The following is a 16822-nucleotide window of genomic DNA, read 5'->3' as shown; positions in this document are numbered from 1 at the left end:
TGATGACCACAGCCCCCCTGCTGCTGCGCGGAGTCGATCTGGCCGCCTTCGCCGTCGCGCTGGTGGACCGGTTGCGTTCGGCGGGGGTGGCAGTTTCGGCGGTCGGATCGGCGGGCCTGGTTGCGGCGATGCACGTCGTCGCGCCGGTGGTGCGCTCCCAGTTGTACTGGGCGGCGCGGCTGACCCTGGTGAGCCGGGTCGAAGACTTGCCGGCGTTCGATGCCGTGTTCGAGGCGGTGTTCGCCGACGCGGTGCTCGGGCTGGATCCGCCGGGTCGCACGCGCAGGCAGGTGTCGCCGGTGGCGCCCGCCCAAGGCTCGCCCGGCCACGGCACCGCAGACGACGGCGACGGCCTGCCCTGGACCACCCGGCCGGTGTCGGTCACCTCGGGGGCTCATCCGCCCACAGGTACGGCGATACCGGACCTGCTGCCCAGCCGGCTCGTCGCCCGGTTGGACGAACCATTCGAGCGGTTCGACGCCGATGAGCTGCGCCGCATCGGCATTTGGTTGGAGGGTGTCGAAGCGCACTGGCCGCGGCGGCGAACGCTGCGTCGCCGGCGTCATCCGGCGGGCCGTCACGTCGACCTGCGGGAGACGATCAGAGCATCACGGTCCACCGGCTGGGAGCCACTGCGGGTGGCCAGAACGCGCAACCGCCTCCGGCCTCGGCGGGTGGTGCTCGTCTGCGACGTCAGCGGTTCGATGCAGCCGTATGCCGCGGTGTATCTGCATCTCATGCGGGCGACCGCGGTGAGCCACAAGGGGATACGCCCAGAGGTGTTCGCTTTCGCCACGACGCTCACCAGGCTGACCGCGGCACTGTCGCACCGTTCCGCGGAGGTCGCCCTCGCCCGGGCCAACGAGAAGGTGCTGGACCGGTATGGCGGCACCCGGCTGGGCCGGTCGCTGGGGACCCTGCTGGCAATGCCGTACGGCAACACGCTGCGCGGCGCGGTGGTGGTGATCGCTTCGGACGGCTGGGACGCCGATCCGCCTGAATTGCTGCGCCATGCGATGAGTCGACTGCGGCGTCGGGCACACCTGGTGGTCTGGCTCAACCCGCGGGCCGCGACACCCGGATACGCACCACTGGCCGGTTCGATGGCCGCTGCGCTGCCGTACTGCGATCACTTCCTGCCCGCGAACACCCTGACTGGTCTGCGGGAGCTGTTCGACGTGCTCGGCGCCTAGGCCTCTTGGGCTGCGGCCCGCTTTGCAGCGCGGCGCCGTTTGAACCACTCGTAAAGAATCGGGGCGATCGAGAGCAGCACGATGCCAACCAGGATCGGCTCCAACAGCGTCTGGATGATCTCGAACTGTCCCAGCCAGTATCCGAGCAGTGTCAGACCGATGCCCCAGATGAGAGCGCCGATCACGTTGAAAAGGGTGAACACCCCGTAGTTCATGCGGGCCGCGCCGGCGGTGATCGGCACCAACGTACGCACGATCGGCACGAACCGAGCGAGCACGACGGCGAACGGGCCGCGTTGCTCGAAGAACAGGTGCGCTTCTTCGAGGTATTTCTGCTTGAGGAACCGCGCGTCGGGTTTGAACATCGACGTTCCGATACCGCGCCCGATCCAGTACCCGATCTGGCTGCCCAGTACCGCGGCTATCGGAACGAACACCAGCAACTGCCAGAGCCCGAAGCTGGCGTGCTGCGCGGTGGGATGGGCTGCGGTTCCCGCCGCGAGCATGCCTGCGACGAACAACAGCGAGTCGCCGGGCAGGACGGGGAACAGGATCCCCGACTCGATGAACACCACCACGAGCAAGCCCACCAGAGCCCAGGTCCCGAAGTACCCGATGAGGGTCAGCGGGTCCATATAGTCCGGCATGAGCGCCAGATTGGTCGTAACCTCTGGTAGGGCGGCGTCGATCACGATTTCTAAGGGTACCTGGGTCGTCCCGACGCCCCGCAGCTGCGATGACCGGCCTCGGAAGGAACCGTCTCATGCCTATCGCCACACCCGAGGTCTACGCCGAGATGTTGGGCCGGGCCAAAGAACATTCCTTCGCGTTCCCGGCGATCAACTGCGTCGGCTCGGAGAGCATCAACGCCGCGATCAAAGGGTTCGCCGATGCCGGCAGTGACGGCATCATCCAGTTCTCCACCGGTGGGGCGGAGTTCGGCTCCGGCCTGGGCGTCAAGGACATGGTGACCGGGGCCGTCGCGCTGGCCGAGTTCGCCCACGTGATCGCCGAGAAGTACCCGATCACCGTCGCGCTGCACACCGACCACTGCCCGAAGGACAAGCTCGACACCTATGTGCGGCCGCTGCTGGCGATCTCCGGCGAGCGGGTGGCCGCCGGGCGTAACCCGCTGTTCCAGTCGCACATGTGGGACGGGTCAGCCGTCCCGATCGACGAGAACCTCACAATCGCCCAGGAACTGTTGAAGGCCGCGGCGGCCGCCAAGATCATCCTGGAGGTCGAGATCGGCGTGGTCGGCGGTGAGGAGGACGGCGTCGAAGCCGAGATCAACGAGAAGCTCTACACGTCGTCGGAGGATTTCGAGAAGACGATCGACGCGCTCGGATCCGGTGAACACGGCAAATATCTGCTGGCCGCGACCTTCGGCAACGTGCACGGCGTGTACAAGCCGGGCAACGTGGTGCTCAAGCCCGAGGTGCTCGCCGAAGGGCAGCGCGTAGCGGTGGCGAAACTCGGATTATCCAGCGACGCAAAGCCTTTCGACTTCGTGTTCCACGGTGGTTCGGGCTCGCTGAAGTCCGAGATCGAGGATTCGCTCAAATACGGCGTGGTGAAGATGAATGTCGACACCGACACTCAGTACGCGTTCACCCGGCCGATCGCGGCGCACATGTTCACCAATTACGACGGGGTGCTCAAGATCGACGGCGAAGTCGGCAACAAAAAGGCCTACGACCCGCGCAGCTACCTGAAGAAGGCCGAGGCGTCGATGGCCGAGCGGGTCGTCGAGGCCTGCAACGATCTGCACAGTGCCGGGCGGTCGGTGACGGCCGGTTAGCTAACCGACCGGCGCCTGGCAGATCTTCCACTGATCGTCACGGAACTGCAGGTCGAAGCTGCGGGTCGAGCGGGTTTGCGGGGCGAATGCCATGAAGGTCGTCACGTTGGCTTCGGCGTGGTCACCGTTGACGACCACCTGGTCGATGCTGGCCACCACCGGGTACTGCTTGGCGGCGGCGACCCGCGAGTGGGTTTCGTCCCACGCCCGCTGGTCGTAGTTGACGTAGTTGTCGCGGGTGCTGCCACAGGTGATCGAGCGCAGGGTGGCCAGGTCGCCGCGCTGGATCGCGACGTCGAAGTTCTGGATCGTCTCGCGGACCCGGTCCTCCTCGGAGCCCAATGGCGACGAGTCCCGGGTGAGCAACACGGTGCCCAGCACCGCGATCGCCACCAGGGCGGCGATGACGAGAACCACCGCGACCACCCAGCCCCAACTGCGCCTCGCGGCGGGCTGGGGCGGCGGCGGGGGCGCGTCCTCGCGGGGCGGAATGACTTGTGGCGACGCACTTTTCGGCGGTTCGGCGGCGACGGCCGACGCGGTGGTCTCCTCCTGTGGCGCGAACACTTCGGTTTCCGGGTCCGGCGGGCTGTCGATTTTCTGCGTGGACCCGTCGAAGCCTGACGGTGCAGTGAAACGACGCTCCTCGGCCTGTTGCACTGCCTCGGTGACGGCTGTCGGCGAGCCGATGATCTCGGTGGCCGGCTCGTGATCCGGATGCAGCGCGACCTGCTCGGTCGGTGCGTCGGCGGCGGCTTGTTCGGCGGGTGACCCGGTCTGTTCGTCGGCCGCGTCCGGCGTGCGGTCCTCGTCCGGCCCAGATGGATTCGACATCCCTGCTGCGGTCCTCCCGTACGTCGCTATCGGTGGAGCTTATCGGTCGGTGCAGAATAGGCGCATGACACGGATGGGCGATCTGCTAGGACCGGAGCCGGTGTTCCTTCCGGGCGACCCCGAAGCCGAGGACGAATTGGCTGCTGGTGAGAAGGCGGCGGTGGTTGCTGCCGCCCACCCGTCGGCGTCGATCGCGTGGGCTGTGCTGGCCGAGGGCGCACTGGACGCCGACAAGGCCGTCACCGCCTACGCCTACGCCCGCACCGGCTATCACCGGGGGCTGGACCAGTTGCGGCGTAACGGGTGGAAGGGCTTCGGCCCGGTGCCGTTCAGCCACGAGCCCAACCAGGGGTTTCTGCGGTGTGTGGCCGCACTGGCGAAGGCGGCCGACGACATCGGCGAAACCGACGAGTTCCAGCGGTGCCTGGACCTGCTCGACGACTGCGATCCGGCCGCGCGCGTCGAACTCGGCCTGGCTTAGTCTCACCACTTCGCTTCGCACTTGCAGTCACCGGCAGCGTCCGGCGGCTCCACCTGCACGGTGGCGTGTTCGAGACCGCGCGCGGTAAGCACGGCTTTCGCCTCGTCGAGCACCCGGGCGGTGTCGGCGCTGCTGGTCAGGTGCGCTGTCACCATGTCCTTGCCGGGCACCAGCGTCCACACGTGCAGATCGTGCACGCCGGTCACGCCGTCCACCTCACCCAGTGCGGTTCGGAGTTCCTCGACGTCGATGTGGCTGGGGGAGGACTCCGACAGGATTCGCAGGGCCGCGCGGGCCAGCGCGAAGGCGCGGGGCAGCACCCACAGCGCCACCAGGACTGCCACCACGACGTCTGCGTAGGGCCATCGGGTGGTCACGGTGACGACGCCGGCGATCAGCACGCCGATGCTGCCGACGGTGTCGGCCACCACCTCCATGTAGGCGCCCTTGACCGCGAGGCTGTCCTTGGAGTGTGAGCGCAGCATCAGCACCACGATCGCGTTGGCCACGAGCCCGGCGAGCGCCACGACGATCATCGGCACGCCGGGCACCGCCGGTGCGTGGCCCAGCCGTTCGAATGCCTCGTAGAGGATGAATGCGGCGACGCCGAGCAGCAGTGTCGCGTTGGCGACGGCGGTGAACACCTCGGCACGGTGCCAGCCGTAGGTGCGTGCCGGCGACGAGCTGCCCCGGCGCGCCAGCAGCACCGCGGTCAACCCCATGAACATCGCAACGAGGTCGGTCAGCATGTGGCCCGCGTCGGCCAGCAACGCGATCGAGTTGATCTTCAGCGCGGTGATGAGTTCGACGAGGAAGAACACGGTGAGGATCGCGGCGGCGATGATCATCCTGCTGACGCGCGTGTCCGCGCGATGGCTGTGATCGTGGCCGGCACTCATGCCCCGCAATATATGCGGAAGTTCGCATATGTTGCAAGTGTCACCCCTTCCGGCGGAATTGCCCCGAGGCGCGGAACGTTGGGCCGAGAGGCATGACACACGACAACATCCCTGCTCTTCCGCAGCCCGCATGGTCCGCCGACGATGCGGCTCCGACCGGTCTCCGTGAGCCCGGAACGCCGCTGACCCGGCTGGCCGTGCGCGTGGCTCCGTGGCGATACGACCGTCAGCTGTTGGCAGGCGCGGCGCCGGAGCCGGGCAGTGCACTGGCAGTGCACGTCGCGCGGTCGACATCCGGCAGTCAGCGCCGCCAGTTGGCGTCGACCATGCGGTACGTGCTGCGCGAACTCCATGAGGACCCCGCGCTGTACTCGTCACGCATCCCCCTGGAAGACGACACCGTCGCATCGGCGGCCACGCTCATCGACGAGATCCGGGAACGGCTGGAAGCGCCACGGCCGGTGCGCGCACATGGCGTCGCCCGGTTGCGGATGCTGTTGTCCGACGGCGCAGGCCCGCTATACCGGGACGGCAGGGGCGAACTCTCGGTCGCGTTGCGCGCCGTGTTGGCCGAGCTTTAAAGCTCTAGAACCAGGCCGACCAGAACCGCGTCAGCTGCCCGCCGACCTGCATCACGTAGCTCGACACCCCGGACATTTCGGCCAACCCGTAGACGGCGGTGAAGAACCACTGGTTGAGCACCGGCGTGAGCAGCAGGACCAGCACGATGATGAAACCCCACTGTTTGGCGGGTGCGACAGCCCGTTGAGTGTCGGGACTCAGGTGGGGTTCCAACGCGCCGTACCCGTCCAGACCCGGGATGGGCAGCAGATTCAGCAGCAACGCGGTCACCTGCAAGAAGCCGAGGAACGCCAGACCCGACCAGAACACCGCGTGTGACTGGTCTCCGAACAACCGGACCGTGCCGAGCAGCAGCACCGCAAGCACCAGGTTCGCGGTCGGCCCGGCGAGGCTCACGAGAGTCTTCTGCTGCTTCGTCATCCACGAGGTGCGCACGTACACCGCACCACCCGGGAACCCGATCCCGCCCATCGCGATGATCAGTACCGGCAGGCCCAGCGACAACATGGGATGCGAGTACTTCAGCGGGTTCAGCGTCAGGTAGCCGCGGACTTCCACGTCGTGGTCGCCGAACCGCCATGCGGTGTAGGCGTGGCCGAACTCGTGCAGGCACAACGACACCAGCCAGCCCGCGATCACCAGGATGAACACCCCGGCGTAGGACAGCGGCCGGATGGAATCTGCCGCCAGCCAGGCCAGCACGCCACCGGCCACGGTGACCGCGACAACCACAAGGAAGACCGGGCTCGGTCGGACCGATTGACGCATCGGGCGGATGTTCACGGTTCGACGCTACCGGCAGTTGCCCACCGTCAGCCGACGCGCAGCCAGCCCTCGGTGTGCCGGTAGAACGTCGAGCGCCGCACCGCCCGTGGCGCCGGGACTCCGTCGCGGATCAGCTGCGCACCGGTGGTGCCCAACTGTGCGGCGCGCCCGGTCACCCAGCCGCGTGGCCGGCCGCGGTCCGAAAGCACGGATGCCCGCAATCCCGGCATGCTCAGTGTCGGCTCGATTCGGAGGCCGGGCACCTCGCCGTCGAACAGCACGGTGTCGTCCACCACGGCCTCGCCCGTCAGCGCCGCGCCGTCAGGGCCGTCGACTCCGCGCCATTCTGCGGCCGACGCGATGACTGTCCCGGTCTCGTCGCGAATCAACGGCACCCGCTGCGCCGGGGCCTTGAGCGCACGCCGCGCGGACCAGCTGGTGGCGGCATGCGCGACCTCGACGTCGAGCCGGTCGGCCTTGAGCAGCCTGGTCAACACCGCGGCCAGGTCGGCCGCCGAACCCGCCACGACGACCCTGCGATGGGCCTCGATTTCGCTGACATCGACGACGGGGAGTCCACGGAGCGGGCGGGGCACCTCGGTGCCGACAATCACGACATCCCGCTCCTCGCGACGGGACAATATGTGCTCCTCGTGTGTGCTGGGATATTGTGGCCTACCGGCTGCACCACTTTAGGTGCGGAGACAGGCGGGAGATTACGCCATGCCGGCAATCGTGCTCATCGGCGCTCAGTGGGGCGACGAGGGCAAAGGTAAGGCCACCGATCTACTCGGCGGCCGCGTGCAGTGGGTGGTTCGCTACCAGGGTGGGAACAACGCCGGGCATACCGTCGTGTTGCCGACCGGGGAGAACTTCGCACTGCACCTCATTCCCTCGGGCATCCTGACCCCCGGGGTCACCAACGTCATCGGCAACGGTGTCGTGGTCGATCCGGGCGTGCTGCTCAGCGAGCTGCAGGGGCTGGACGAGCGCGGGGTCGACACCTCGGGCCTGCTGATCTCCGCCGACGCGCATCTGCTGATGCCGTATCACGTCGCCACCGACAAGGTGGTCGAGCGTTACGCGGGTAGCAAGAAGATCGGCACCACCGGACGCGGGATCGGTCCGTGCTACCAGGACAAGATCGCCCGGATCGGGATCCGGGTCGCCGATGTGCTCGACGAGACGCTGCTGGCGGAGAAGATCGAGGGTGCACTGGAGTTCAAGAACCAGGTACTCGTCAAGATCTACAACCGCAAGGCGCTGGAGCCTGCCGAGGTGGTGGAGAACCTCTTGGCGCAGGCCGAAGGTTTCAAGCACCGCATCGCCGACTCCCGGCTGCTGCTCAACCAGGCCCTGGAGAACGGCGAGACGGTGCTGCTGGAAGGCTCGCAGGGCACGCTGCTGGACGTCGACCACGGCACGTATCCGTTCGTGACGTCGTCGAACCCGACCGCGGGTGGCGCGGCAGTGGGATCGGGCATCGGACCCACCCGGATCACCACGGTGTTGGGCATTCTCAAGGCGTACACCACGCGCGTCGGCTCCGGTCCGTTCCCGACCGAGCTGTTCGACGAACACGGTGCCTACCTGGCCAAGACCGGCGGCGAGGTCGGGGTGACGACGGGCCGCGCCCGCCGCTGCGGTTGGTTCGACGCCGTCATCGCCCGCTACGCCACCAGGGTCAACGGCATCACCGACTACTTCCTCACCAAGCTCGACGTGTTGTCGAGCCTGGAGACCGTGCCGGTGTGCGTCGGATACCGGGTGGACGGCAAGCGCACCGACGAGATGCCGATGACGCAGTCCGACATCCACCGCGCAGAACCGATCTATGAGGAGCTGCCCGGCTGGTGGGAGGACATCTCCGGTGCCCGCGAGTTCGACGATCTGCCTGCCAAGGCGCGTGACTACGTGCTGCGGCTGGAAGAGCTTGCCGGAGCCCATGTTTCGTGCATCGGTGTAGGGCCGGGCCGGGAGCAGACCATTGTGCGCCGCGATGTCTTGGCTACCAAGTGAGTGAAACCGGCGATCCCGAATACGACCGGCACGGCGGTTTCCCGCTATTCGAACCCGCCGAGCCCGGACCGGGCTTCGAGCGGTTTCTCACCGCGATGCGCCGCGCCCAGGACCTCGCGGTGTCGGCCAACCCGGACAGCGGCACCTGGGATGACGCCGCCGACCGGGCCGAGGAACTGGTCAAGCTGCTCGACCCGTACGAGGCGGGCGAAGGGGTGGGCCCGGCCAACCGAGTGCCTTCGTTGCCCGGTGCAGGCAGCCTGCTCATGCCGCCGTGGACCATGTCGAAGTTCGAGCCCGCCGGCGTCGAATTGCACGTGCAGTTCAGCCGTTTCCATGTGGGCGGCAACCATGCCGTGCACGGTGGCGTCCTGCCGCTGCTGTTCGATTCGGTATTCGGCATGGTCATCCACGCCGCGGGCCGGCCGATCAGCCGAACCGCCTTCCTGCATGTGGACTACCGCAAGGTCACGCCGATCGACACCGTGCTGACCGCCCGCGGATGGGTGCGCGAAGCCGAGGGCCGCAAGGCGTTCGTCAACGCCGAATTGCGTGACCCCGACGAGAATCTGCTGGCAGAGGCGAACGGCCTGATGATCAAATTGCTGCCGGGCCAGCCCTAGGACGCGCGCAACGCCGAGACTGCGTGCAGGTCGCGATTCCGCATCGATTCACGATGTCATCGAAGTTTCGGTGACGAGATGCGACCATGGCGCAGTGGTTGATCAGCATTTGCATCGCCTGTCGACGCCGCGAGCGGCAGCCCTCGCCGGGGTGTTGTTCGCCCTCCTGTTCGGCACAGCGCTGGTCCTGATCCGTACAGCGTTACCCGAGGGCGGCGAACCGGGTTCGCAGTGGATCGACGGTGCCAGCAGCCGACTGCGAATCGCGTCAGTCCTGATGCCGTTCGCCGGTATCGCATTTCTCTGGTTCATCGGGGTGGTGCGCGACGGCTTCGGCCGTTTCGAGGACCGGTTTTTCGCATCGGTGTTCCTCGGGAGCGGCATCCTGTTTCTGGCAATGATGTTCGCGACGTCGGCGGTGGGGGCGGGCTTGATCGCCAGCAAGGCCGGTTCGGTCGACACAGCCATGCACTCGGAAGTGGCCGTATTCGGGCAGATGCTGCTGTTGGCGTTCAGCAAGACCTACGGCGTGCGGATGGCGGCGGTGTTCATGATCTCGCTGGCCACCATCTGGTTGAAGACCGGACTGATGCCGCGGCCGTTGGTGTACACGACATACCTTGTCGCCGTGGGGCTTCTGGTTGCCGGCAACGTCAGCATGTGGATCGTATTGGCATTCCCGATCTGGGTGCTGGTCGTCAGCTCGCTGCTACTGATCCGCGCGGGCGTGATCGACCTACCGGGCGGCGAACACGAGCGGTCCACGTAGCGGCGGTCATTCCCCAGTCAGCTTCAACGCGGACGCCGGGCACAGCTTGACCGCTTCGCGCGCGTGCTCGATCTCGTCGTCGGGCACGTCGTCGACGAGGACCTCCACGACGCCGTCCTCGTCCTGGTCGAACACCGCGTCGGAGACCATCACGCAGTTGCCCGAGGCGATGCAGGCGTCACGATCTGCTTCTACCTTCATCGGGTCACCAGGTTACCGCCAAAGATTTCAGCCCGTAGATGAAGTGGAAGGACCGCCACCCCACATCTTCGAACGGCTCGGCGAGCGTCAAACCGGGGAAGCGGCGCAGCAACGCCGGGAACGCGATGCGCATCTCCATGCGGGCGAGCGGGGCGCCGAGACAGTGATGCACACCATGGCCGAATGCCAGGTGTCCCGGTGCGCCGCGGCGGATGTCGAGTCCGTCGGGCGTGTCGATGAAATCCGGGTCCCGATTGGCCGCGGGCAGGGACGCGAGCACCAACTGGCCGGCCGGAATCGGCACCCCGCCGATCTCGACGTCGGTGGTGGTGATGCGCGGGATTGCGGTCTGCACGATGGACAGCCAACGCAGCAGTTCCTCGATGGCGGGGACGATGGCGTCGGGATCGTCGCGTACCGCCGCGAGCTGATCGGGGTGCCGCAGCAGCGCCAGCGTGCCCAGGCCGAGCATGTTCGACGTGGTCTCATGCCCGGCGAGCAACAGCAGCCCGGCGATTCCTACGAGCTCGTTGTCGCTGAGGTCGTCGTGTTCTCGGATCAGCATGCCGAGGATGTCATCGCCCGGCTCGCGGCGCGCACGCTCGACGAGGCCCTGCATGTAGTCGCGCCCCTGCCGTTGCAGCGCAATGCGTTCCGGGACCGGCGCGGACAGGTCAAGCTGGCGTGTCGACCGCTGCTGGAAGTCGTCGCGGTCCTCGTAGGGCACGCCGAGCAGTTCGCAGATCACCAATGACGGGATGGGTAAGGCGAAGTCGGCGACCAGATCCGATGGCGGACCGGCGGATTCCATCGCATCCAGATGTGCATCGACGATTTCGACGATGCGCGGCTCGAGCCGTTTCATGCGGCGGATGGTGAATTCCGCGGTGAGCATCCGGCGCAGCCGCTGGTGTTCGGGCGGATCGAGGCCCAGCAGGTTGCCTGCCCGCGCGTTGGCCTGCTCTGCGTCGGAGATCTCGGGCGCCCCTGGCAAGACGAAACCCGGCGGCCTGCTGTTGGAGAACCGGTCGTGGTCCGACAGCATCGCCTTGACGTCGTCGTGCCGTGTGACCAGGTAGACCTCCATACCGAAGGCGTTGACGACGGTTCGCACGCCCACGGTTTCGCGGATCTCGGAGAGTTCCTGCGACGGGTCGAAGGCGTTGCGTCGCATGTGTAGCGGCGGCAGGACGGGTGCCACGTCGTCGCGCAGCGCGGCATCGGCGTCAGTCATGGCTTCGACGGTACGCGCGCGGTACGAATGCCCATGTTCAGCGCCGAACGTGCGTTCAGATCGCGACGTGGCCCCGAAACGCGATCTGAGTGCACGCTCGGGGTCAAGTACCGACATTCCGCAGGCCCGGCCACCAGATCCGCGGCCCGATCAACGTGAACAGCGCCGGGATGATGACCGTGCGGACGATGAAGGTGTCGAGCAGGATGCCCAACCCGACGATGATGCCTAGTTGGGTCAGCACGATCAGGGGCAACACGCCCAGCACACAGAACACCGCTGCCAGCACCACGCCCGCGCTGGTGATCACCGCACCGGTGGCGGACACGGCCCGCACGATGCCCTGCCGGTTGCCGTACTGCGGGGTCTCCTCGCGGGCGCGGGTAATCAGGAAGATCGTGTAGTCGACCCCGAGGGCCACCAGGAACAGGAACGCGAACAGCGGTGTGCTGTTGTCCAGCGCGGGGAACCCGAACACGTGCACGCTCGCCCACCCGCCGAGCCCGAGGGCCGCCAGCGCGCTCAGCACCGTGACGGCCACCAGCAGCAGCGGCGCGAGGGCCGAGCGCAGCAGGATGTAGAGCACTGCCAGCACCACGGCGAGGATGGCCGGAATCACCACCAACCGGTCACGTTGGGCGGCCGAGGCGGCATCGCGGGCTTGGGCGTCCGAACCGCCGACCACCGCGGAAGCATCCACCGCGTGTACCGAATCACGAAGTGCGTCAATGGTTTCGAATGCGCCATCTGATGCGGGTTCGGCTTTCAGGATCACCGACCACTGGCTCAGCCCGGTCGGCGACTGGCCGGCCGGGTTGGCCGACACGACGCCTTCGGTATCGGTGATCGCCCGTTGCACGTCGACGGCCTTGTCGGTCGCGGCGATGACGCGGGCAGGGTCGGTGAGGCCGCTGGGGAAGTGGGCGGCCAGGGTCTCGTACCCGGTCACCGATTCGGCCTGCACGCGGAACTGCTCGGTCTGCGACAGCCCGATCGGGGTGGTCAGCAGGCCCGTGCACAACAGGGCCAGCCCGGCCAGCGAGATCATCGCGACCCGGGCCGGCCGTCGTGCCACGAAGTCGGCGATACGATGCCATATTCCGCTGTCAGTCAAGGGCTTTGCCCCGACTTGCGGGATGAACGGCCAGAACAGTCGTTTGCCGCACAGTGCCAGCAGTGGCGGCAACACCACCAGGACGAAGACCGCCGCGACCACCAGACCGGATGCGGCCTGCACTCCGAGGCTGCGGTTGCTCGGCGCCGACGCGAACACCAGGGTGAGCAGGGCCAGCACCACCGTGGCATTACTGGCGATGATCGCCGGACCCGCCGCTCGGACCGCCGTGACGAGGGCGACGCGGTGGTTCTGCTCTTCGCGCGAGCGCTCATCGCCACGCGCCAGTTCCTCCCGGTACCGCGAAATCAGAAGCAGCGCATAGTTGGTGCCCGCACCGAACACCAGCACGCTGGTGATGCCCGACGTCGACCCGTCCGGGCTCAGCCCGAACGCGGATGCCACCGCGGTGCCGACCACCGAACCCACCCGGTCGGCGAATCCGATCACCAGCAGCGGCGCCAACCACAACACCGGCGAACGATAGGTGACGATCAGCAGCAGCGCTACCACTGCCGCCGTGACGGCCAGCAGGGTGAAATTCGCTCCGGCAAAGGAATTCGCGATATCGGCGCCGAATGCAGGGCCGCCGGTGACCTCGGCGCGTAAGCCGTCGGGCAGCCCGTCGGCAGCAGCACCCCGTAGCTCACGCACCGCGTCGTTGAGGGCGAACCCGGACAGTTCACCGTCCAATGGCACTGTGGCCACGGCCGCCTTGTTGTCCTCGGACACCAGCACGGGCGGGCCGGGTTCGTCGGACATGCGTTGGCGGGCTTGGTCGACGGCGTTGACGTCGGCGGGAGTGAGCGCGGCATCGTCGGCCCGGGTCACCACGAGGATCGCCGGGGCCTGGTCACCACCCGGGAAATCGGCGCGCAACGCATCCGCCCGTGCCGATTCGGCGTCGGCCGGAACCGCCACCGGAGATTGTGAAGCCGCATCACCGCCACTGAGCAATCCCAGGAGTACACCGGAGGCCACGACAACCAGCGCGGCAAGCCAGGAGAGGAGTTTAATCACGGTTCAGCGTCGCCTCTTCCAAGTCGAGTCCATGCAGCACTGCCCGTAGCACCTCGTCGTCGATATGTCCGGCGTCGCGTTCGGCGATGAACGTCTCCCGTTCAGCCGCAAGCATTTCCAGCCGTAGCCGCCGGAACGCCGAAGTGGGGCTTTCGCCGATGTCCTCGTCATCGCGTCCCAACCTTTCCCATGCGGCGTTGCGGCGCCGGGTGTTCCACGCCCGCAACACGTCCGCGGCGCGTTCCGGTACATCGCCGCCGGCGGGTTGCTCCGCCAGCAGTTCGTCGAGTCGTTCGGCGGCCGCCCTGGCCGCTTTGTCCTGGGCAGCCGCGGTTGCGATCGCGTCGCTGTGCGCCTCGTCGCCCTGCGCACCCAGCACTCGGATCAACCACGGCAGCGTCAATCCGTGCAGCAGCAACGTTCCGACCACGACCACGAAGGTCAGGAACACCAGTTGCGGCCGACCCGGAAACGCCTCCCCGGACAGTGTTGTGAGCGGTACGGCGAATGCGGCCGCCAGCGACACGACCCCCCGCATACCCGCCCACGCCACAACGAACACCTGGGCGGGCGGCGGCGCAGGCTCGTGTGCCCGGATTTGCCTGAAGAGAAGCCGCGGTAGGTAGGTGGAGACGTACACCCACACCATCCGCACCGCGATCACCGTGAGGAACACCGCGGCCGACGAGATCGCCAGCGTGGCCGCGGAGATGCCGGCGAGTTCGCTGATGACCTTCGGCAGCTGCAGACCGATGAGCAGGAACGCGAACGACTCCAGGATCAGCTGCAGCGCCTTCCACACGGCCTTGTCCTGTAGCCGGGTGGCGTAGCTGGCCTGGGTCTCGCGCTGCCCGAGCAGCAAGGCCGCCACCACCACGGCGATCACGCCGGAGCCGTGCACCTCCTCGGCGACCAGGTAGATGAAGAACGGGGCCACCAGGCCGATGGCGCTCTCGACCAGTGGATCGTCGAGCCGCAACCGGATGTAGTGCACCACCATCCCGAGCGCGCCGCCGACCACCACACCGCCGACCGCGGCCAGCGCGAACGTGCCAAGCGCGGTGCCCCAGCCGGTCGCCGTTCCAATGGCTGCAGCCAGCGCCACCTTGTAGGCGGTCAGCGCGGTCGCGTCGTTGAGCAAACTTTCCCCGCCCAGCAGGGTCATGGTGCGGCGGGGCAGACCGAGCCGCCGGCCTACGGCGGTGGCCGACACCGCATCGGGCGGCGCCACGATCGCACCGAGGGTCAGGGCCGCGGCGAGCGTCAACTCCGGCACGGTGTGAAAGGCTACGACTCCGACGACGAACGTGGTGGCCAGAGGCAGTCCGACCGCGAGAAATCCGATCGGACGGATGTTGCGGCGCAGCGCCACATAGCTGCTTTCCAGACCCGCCGACCACAGCAGTGGGGGCAGGATCACGAACAGGATCAGTTCCGGCTCGAGATGCACATCGTCCAGACCGGGGATCGCGCTGCCGGCCAGCCCGGCAACCACCAGTGCCAGCGGGGCCGACACGTCGAAGCGGCGTGCCACGGCGGCCAGCAGCACGGCCGCCACCAGTGCAGCCAGCAGTGAGGCACCCATGGTCAGACCTCCTTCGCGTGCCGTCCTTATCCTTGATCAACATGTTGAGGAGATCACGCCGGCGCGAGCAGAGCTCGACGCCTCGAACTTGTGAACACCTCCGCGCTGAAGTCGCCGAGCCGCAACCACTCACTCCGGGACATTGTCAGGAGTGCGAGGAACTCGGCGAGAGTAACTGGGCGCATCTGAGGATGTGCATGACATGCGGTCACGTCGGTTGCTGTGACTCCAGCCCGCACCAACATGCCACCAAGCACTTTCAGTCGAGCGATCATCCCGTCATGCGTTCGGCCGAACCCGGCGAGAGTTGGCGGTGGTGTTATATCGACCATCGCGTTGGTTGACGATCTGGCAGGCTGGGGGATGCGATGAGTGAATCGATTGAGGATGCCCTGCAGGACGGCACTGTGGATGACCCGGCCGAGGCCGCGGAATCCATAGCGGAAACCGAACCGGAAGCGGCGGCCACGGATCCGCCGGGCGCCCCGGAACCGCAGGATGACGGGAAGCCCGCAGATCCGAGGGCCACCGTGATGTTGCTGGGCGCCGGTGAGCTGAGCCGCGAACTCGCGCTGGCTTTCCAGCGCCTGGGTGGCGTCGTCGTCGCGGTGGACCGGTACTACGCACCCGCGCACGGTGTCGCCGACCGGTCGGCGGTGATCAAGATGAACGACGCCGAGGAACTCGCCGCGCTGATCGAGCGGGAGAAGCCGCAATACGTGGTGGCCGAGTCCGGGGTGATCGCCGCCGACGCATTGCTCTCGGCGTCCGAGCGTGGCGACACCGAGGTGCTCCCCACGCCGCGCAGCATCCGGCTCAGCCAGGACCGCGAGGGCATGCGTCGGCTGGCTTCCGACGAACTCGGCCTCCCGACCGTGCCGTTCTGGTTCGCGGGGTCCGTGGAGGAGCTGACGGCCGTCGCCGGGCACGCCGGGTACCCGCTGGTGGTCAAGCCCGTCGTGGGCGCTCTGCGCGACGGCGAATCGGTGCTGTTGCGCCCGGAGGACATCGAGCCGGCATGGCAGCGTGCGACCACCGCGGGCCGGATCGCGCAGAACCGCGTGTTGGCCGAATCCGTGGTCGAGGTGGACTACGAGGTCACCCTGTTGGCGATCCGCACCGGCGGGCCGGGCGGGCCGGGCGTGCAGTTCTGCGAGCCGATCGGGCACCGGCAGGTCGACAGTGACGTGTTGGAGGCCTGGCAGCCCCAGCAGATGCCGCGCGCTGCCCTCGATGCCGCGAAGTCCATCGCGGCGCGCATCGTCAATTCGCTGGGTGGGCGCGGCGTGTTCGGTGTCGAACTGCTGGTCCAGGGCGACGACGTGTATTTCTCCGACGTCCGGATCCGGCCGCACGACAGCGGCCTGGTCACCCTGCGGTCCCAACGGCTCTCCGAATTCGAGCTGCACGCAAGGGCCATCCTCGGCCTGGCCTGCGACACCATCATGGTTTCTCCGGCCGCCGCCGAGGTCACCTACGGCGGTGCCGATGCCGAAACCGCCGGCGAGCTGACCGCCAACGCCACCGCGGTGCTGGCCGAGGCGCTGGCCACCTCGGAAAGCGACGTTCGGCTGTTCGGCCGCCCGGACGAGTCCGACACGCCCCGACGGCTCGGCGTGGCGATTGCCACTGCTCCCGACGTGATCGTTGCGCGTGACCGAGCCCGCCGGGTGGGCGCCGCCCTGCGCAAGCTCTGGTAGTC

Annotated in this window: 18 protein-coding genes; 9 read left to right on the top strand and 9 right to left on the bottom strand. The window is 67.5% G+C overall.

Annotated elements, in window-relative coordinates; all coding sequences use genetic code 11:
• Positions 1–2 precede the first annotated feature (2 nt).
• Positions 3–1193, top strand: coding sequence for a vWA domain-containing protein (locus ABQF30_RS27730; protein WP_448469916.1), 1191 nt, complete (start codon positions 3–5; stop codon positions 1191–1193).
• On the opposite strand, the gene ABQF30_RS27725 is transcribed toward ABQF30_RS27730, so the two are convergent.
• On the bottom strand, positions 1190–1885 hold the full coding sequence (locus ABQF30_RS27725; protein ID WP_448469914.1) for a DedA family protein: 696 nt from the start codon (positions 1883–1885) through the stop codon (positions 1190–1192). The genes ABQF30_RS27730 and ABQF30_RS27725 overlap by 4 nt on opposite strands.
• Positions 1886–1956: 71 nt before the next feature.
• Between ABQF30_RS27725 and fbaA the strand changes: the two genes are divergently transcribed.
• Positions 1957–2994 carry a class II fructose-bisphosphate aldolase gene (fbaA, locus tag ABQF30_RS27720; RefSeq protein WP_448469912.1) on the top strand — a complete coding sequence of 346 codons (1038 nt, stop codon included), beginning with the start codon at positions 1957–1959 and terminating at the stop codon, positions 2992–2994.
• On the opposite strand, the gene ABQF30_RS27715 is transcribed toward fbaA, so the two are convergent.
• On the bottom strand, positions 2995–3828 hold the full coding sequence (locus ABQF30_RS27715; protein ID WP_448469910.1) for an Rv0361 family membrane protein: 834 nt from the start codon (positions 3826–3828) through the stop codon (positions 2995–2997).
• 64 nt (positions 3829–3892) lie between these two features.
• Between ABQF30_RS27715 and ABQF30_RS27710 the strand changes: the two genes are divergently transcribed.
• Entirely contained in the window at positions 3893–4309 is a 417-nt protein-coding gene (locus ABQF30_RS27710) for a DUF3151 domain-containing protein (RefSeq protein ID WP_448469908.1), read from the top strand.
• Between the two features lie 2 nt (positions 4310–4311).
• On the opposite strand, the gene ABQF30_RS27705 is transcribed toward ABQF30_RS27710, so the two are convergent.
• Positions 4312–5208, bottom strand: coding sequence for a cation diffusion facilitator family transporter (locus ABQF30_RS27705; RefSeq protein WP_448469906.1), 897 nt, complete (start codon positions 5206–5208; stop codon positions 4312–4314).
• A 92-nt stretch (positions 5209–5300) separates the two neighbouring features.
• Between ABQF30_RS27705 and ABQF30_RS27700 the strand changes: the two genes are divergently transcribed.
• Entirely contained in the window at positions 5301–5789 is a 489-nt protein-coding gene (locus ABQF30_RS27700; RefSeq protein WP_448469904.1) for a hypothetical protein, read from the top strand.
• Positions 5790–5793: 4 nt separating this feature from the next.
• On the opposite strand, the gene ABQF30_RS27695 is transcribed toward ABQF30_RS27700, so the two are convergent.
• Complete coding sequence (locus tag ABQF30_RS27695; protein WP_448469902.1) at positions 5794–6573, bottom strand: site-2 protease family protein; 780 nt, start codon at positions 6571–6573, stop codon at positions 5794–5796.
• Between the two features lie 29 nt (positions 6574–6602).
• Positions 6603–7196: a hypothetical protein gene (locus ABQF30_RS27690; RefSeq protein WP_448469900.1), complete on the bottom strand. Its 594-nt coding sequence runs from the start codon at positions 7194–7196 to the stop codon at positions 6603–6605.
• An 82-nt stretch (positions 7197–7278) separates the two neighbouring features.
• Here ABQF30_RS27690 and ABQF30_RS27685 point away from each other — a divergent pair, with 82 nt between their 5' ends.
• From ABQF30_RS27685 to ABQF30_RS27675, 3 genes are all read left to right on the top strand, one after another.
• Positions 7279–8574, top strand: a complete 1296-nt coding sequence (locus ABQF30_RS27685; RefSeq protein ID WP_448469899.1) for an adenylosuccinate synthase — start codon at positions 7279–7281, stop codon at positions 8572–8574.
• Complete coding sequence (locus ABQF30_RS27680; protein ID WP_448469897.1) at positions 8571–9197, top strand: PaaI family thioesterase; 627 nt, start codon at positions 8571–8573, stop codon at positions 9195–9197. The genes ABQF30_RS27685 and ABQF30_RS27680 overlap by 4 nt, the downstream gene beginning before the upstream one ends.
• Before the next feature lie 94 nt (positions 9198–9291).
• Positions 9292–9966, top strand: a complete 675-nt coding sequence (locus tag ABQF30_RS27675; RefSeq protein WP_448469895.1) for a hypothetical protein — start codon at positions 9292–9294, stop codon at positions 9964–9966.
• Between the two features lie 6 nt (positions 9967–9972).
• On the opposite strand, the gene ABQF30_RS27670 is transcribed toward ABQF30_RS27675, so the two are convergent.
• The 4 genes from ABQF30_RS27670 to ABQF30_RS27655 form a co-directional block, all read right to left on the bottom strand.
• Positions 9973–10167, bottom strand: a complete 195-nt coding sequence (locus ABQF30_RS27670) for a ferredoxin (RefSeq protein ID WP_448469893.1) — start codon at positions 10165–10167, stop codon at positions 9973–9975.
• A gap of 4 nt (positions 10168–10171) precedes the next feature.
• Positions 10172–11401, bottom strand: coding sequence for a cytochrome P450 (locus ABQF30_RS27665; protein ID WP_448469891.1), 1230 nt, complete (start codon positions 11399–11401; stop codon positions 10172–10174).
• Between the two features lie 103 nt (positions 11402–11504).
• On the bottom strand, positions 11505–13535 hold the full coding sequence (locus ABQF30_RS27660; RefSeq protein ID WP_448469889.1) for an MMPL family transporter: 2031 nt from the start codon (positions 13533–13535) through the stop codon (positions 11505–11507).
• Positions 13528–15120: a Na+/H+ antiporter gene (locus ABQF30_RS27655; protein WP_448469887.1), complete on the bottom strand. Its 1593-nt coding sequence runs from the start codon at positions 15118–15120 to the stop codon at positions 13528–13530. Before ABQF30_RS27655 ends, ABQF30_RS27660 begins: the two co-directional genes overlap by 8 nt.
• Positions 15121–15161: 41 nt before the next feature.
• Between ABQF30_RS27655 and ABQF30_RS27650 the strand changes: the two genes are divergently transcribed.
• Complete coding sequence (locus ABQF30_RS27650) at positions 15162–15464, top strand: UBP-type zinc finger domain-containing protein (protein ID WP_448469885.1); 303 nt, start codon at positions 15162–15164, stop codon at positions 15462–15464.
• A 24-nt stretch (positions 15465–15488) separates the two neighbouring features.
• Entirely contained in the window at positions 15489–16820 is a 1332-nt protein-coding gene (gene purT, locus ABQF30_RS27645; RefSeq protein ID WP_448469883.1) for a formate-dependent phosphoribosylglycinamide formyltransferase, read from the top strand.
• Positions 16821–16822: the final 2 nt, after the last annotated feature.

Source organism: Mycolicibacterium sp. XJ870, from assembly GCF_053483975.1.
The sequence above is the reverse complement of the archived record's forward strand: the minus strand, read 5'-3'. Positions and strand labels throughout refer to the sequence as shown.